Consider the following 3,156-nt stretch of genomic DNA (forward strand, 5'->3'; position numbering starts at 1 on the left):
AGCACCGGATTCGGCGACACCTGCAGTTCGGTCGCGGTATCGGCGGTGACGTCGATGGTCTGCGGCGCGGACGTCGAGCCGTAGAATCCCCCGTCAGCGAGGAACACCGCGGTCACCTCCCGCATACCCGCGACATCGAACGTGTGCGTCAGGTTTGCCTCCTCGCCCACCACATCGACCGGGGCACCGATATCGTTCCCGCCGTCCTTGAACTGAATCCGACCGGACGCAGCGGCAGGATCAACCGTCGCAACCAACTCGACCGGAGCACCCGTCTTCGCCGTCGCCGGCACCGACAGGGCGGTCGACGTGCTCACAACCGGATCGTCCACCCGGACGAACACCCCGAAGTTCTTGTCGCCCCGATCACCAGTCCAGGTATTCAGGTTGAGCAGCGCACCGCTGTCATACACCCCGAAGTCCATGTCCTCAGGCACCCGATACATCGCCTCGAGCGTGACCTCCTCGTTGTCAGTCACATCGAACCCGCCGACGAGGAAGGTGCAGTCACTCTTACACCTCGCGGTCACACCACCATCGGAGTTGTAGCTGAGATCCGCCTTGTTCCAGGAATTGTCGTACCTGACCCTGACGCTGTCACGGATCAACTCGAACCCGGCCGGCGGAACGTCCCGGATTTTTTCGACCGACAACCGGATCCCGTTGTTGCGGTGCTTGACCGTGGTCTTGTACGTGACGGTGTCACCGGGATTCACGACATTGTCGCCGACCACCTCTTTCGTCAGCTGCAGCTGATCCTCGTTGTAGGTGTTACTCGACGGTGGTGGCGCCTCGGCGCCGGCCGTGCCGGAACCGACCACAATCAGTCCCGCCGCGGCGATGCCCGCAACCAGCGGTGCCGCGAATTTGCGCAGGGTTGACGAACGCAAGGATCCTCCTCGGATTTTCGCCCCTGCGAACTTGGCAGGGCTGACGACGGTCGCGTCGCCAGGCAGAGTAACCGTCACCGAGCGCCGCCGCAGCATTTCTGGTCAATTGTCCAGAAAAGTCCTGGTCGAACGTTCAAGAATTGTGGTCTTGAACATTCGAAATCCCGATTCCACCGCACTTCTCGGGCGAATCAGGCCTTCGTCCGAAAGAGTTCGGGGATTCGCGCGGCGCTGCGAGACGCAGCGAGGTGCGTGGAGGCCCGAATATGTCAACTTTTGACCAAAGTGGGCGCCGCCGGATTTTCGACGACGCCCACTCCGCAATTAGCGCTTCGGTAACGCGATCAGGACCCGAAGCCCGCGCTGCCGGTTCCTCCGCCCGGATCGGTCGGTACGGGATCGACGGGGCCGGGCACGATCAGTCCCTGCGGCGGTGCAGCCGAGTCGACGAAGCCCGCAGCTCCCTCGAACTCCGCTGTGACGCTGTAGGTCCCGGAGTTGTGGAAGATTATCGGCAACGTCGCAACGCCGTTCACAACGTCGACAGTACCGAGTGAAGTGTTGCCCAGCTTGAACTCAACTCTGCCGTGCGCATTCGCCGGATCTACCCTCGCCGTCAGCACCACCGGGATGCCCTTGGTCACCGTGCCGACCGGATCGAGCGCGGTTGTGGTGGAGACATCCTCCGGCGGCGCGTCGGTGACACTGACCGGGAACGCCGGCGAGACCGATCCGGCGAAACCGTCCGTGCCGGAGTAGCGCGCGACGACCCGGTGGGTTCCGGTGTCGGTGAACGTGTGCGGCGCGATCGCGGAGCCATCGGTGCCGACCTCAGCGGTCAGCGTCTGGCCGTCGACCTCGAACTCCACGGTGCCGCCCTGGACGGCCGGCGTGATCTGCGCGGCCAGGTTGACGTCCTCCCCGACATGGGCCTTCACCGGCGAGCTCACCTCGATACTGGTGTCCGCCTCGGAGGCACTCACGTTGATCGTCCGTGGCTCGGACGTCGAAGCGGAATATCCGGCGGCTCCGAGGAACTCCGCCGTGACCGTATGGTCGCCGTTGAGGTCGAAGGCATGGGTGATGGACGCCTCGCCGCCGACGACATCGACGGGATCACCGATCGCTGCCACACCGTCCCGGAATTGCACGGTTCCGCCGCCCGGGGCTGGGTCGATGTTCGCGGTGAGCGTGACGGGCGCACCGTTCAGCGCCGCCGAGGGGCCGGAGAGGCTGGTCCAGGTCGCTTGATCGGGCGCGATGATATTCACCGAGCCCAGCGGACCGGCGCCCGCGTTGAGATCCGAGCTCGACTTGTTTCGTGGGGAGCAGCGGCTTGGCGCCCATGCGGTGATCGGCCCGGCCTTCGCCTTGGGAAGGAACGTCAGGAAGTTCTTGTTGTTGTTCCATTCGCCCGCGGTACCCCTTGCGCGCAGCTTCACCTCTACGGTGCCGGACGGCCCTGCAAGAAGCCTCAGTTTGACCTTCGGGAGCTGAAAGTAGGTGTAGCCGTTGGAGGTTTTGTTCCCATCGACGTCCTTGCCCGTCGCTTTGACCTTGATGCCGCCCTCGCTGTTGGTGCTCGAGTTGGGGCCGTTGCCGATCGTCCTGTTGTTGCCCGACAGCCGCAGGATGTTTCCGTCGTTATCCGGGTTGCCGTCCGAGTTGATCCGCAGGATGTTCGGGGCGGTACCGCTGAGTCCGGCAGAGGTGCCGGGGACGATCTCCTTGGACAACAGCTCGGCGTTCTCCGGAACGTACATGTCGATCTTGATCCGCGACACGTTTTCGACATCAGCTATCGAAGCGGAACCAGGGAAGCCGATCGGGCTCGGCTGAAGGGTCACCTCGAACTCTTCACCGGCATTGACGCTCGCCGGCGCTTCGACTGTGACCGCATTGTTTTGCGACTCTGTGATCGGATCTATCACATTCACCGACGGCGTGACGCGGCAAGTGGTCTTGAAACTGGTGGTCGTGGTCTCTGCCTGAGCGGGTATCCCACTCAGCATGGTGACACCGACGAGAACTCCGATACTGATCGGAGCGGTGAGCCTGCGCATTCCGCTTTGCTTCACTACTTCTCCTGACATGGTGGGGTGGCACGCTGGGTCTCCGCCCGCCCCTGGGTGCACTTCTCACCCCCGAGGCGGGCGGCGAACCGATCAGCCTCCGAGGGAACCCGTACTGAGGCTGCCGGTGCCCGGTTCGGACGGATCGACCGGACCGGCGGGCTCGGTCACCGTCAGCACAGTGGGACCGGAGG

At 63.8% G+C, this 3,156-nt stretch carries 2 protein-coding genes; both read right to left on the bottom strand.

Going from position 1 to position 3,156, the window contains the following annotated elements:
* The coding region (locus RM2_RS22835; protein WP_169846815.1) for an Ig-like domain-containing protein at positions 1-890 on the bottom strand (890 nt) is incomplete at its 3' end.
* Between the two features lie 344 nt (positions 891-1,234).
* Positions 1,235-2,968: an Ig-like domain-containing protein gene (locus RM2_RS22840; RefSeq protein WP_245814108.1), complete on the bottom strand. Its 1,734-nt coding sequence runs from the start codon at positions 2,966-2,968 to the stop codon at positions 1,235-1,237.
* Positions 2,969-3,156: the final 188 nt, after the last annotated feature.

Source organism: Rhodococcus marinonascens NBRC 14363, assembly GCF_001894885.1.
Lineage (GTDB): Bacteria > Actinomycetota > Actinomycetes > Mycobacteriales > Mycobacteriaceae > Rhodococcus_F > Rhodococcus_F marinonascens.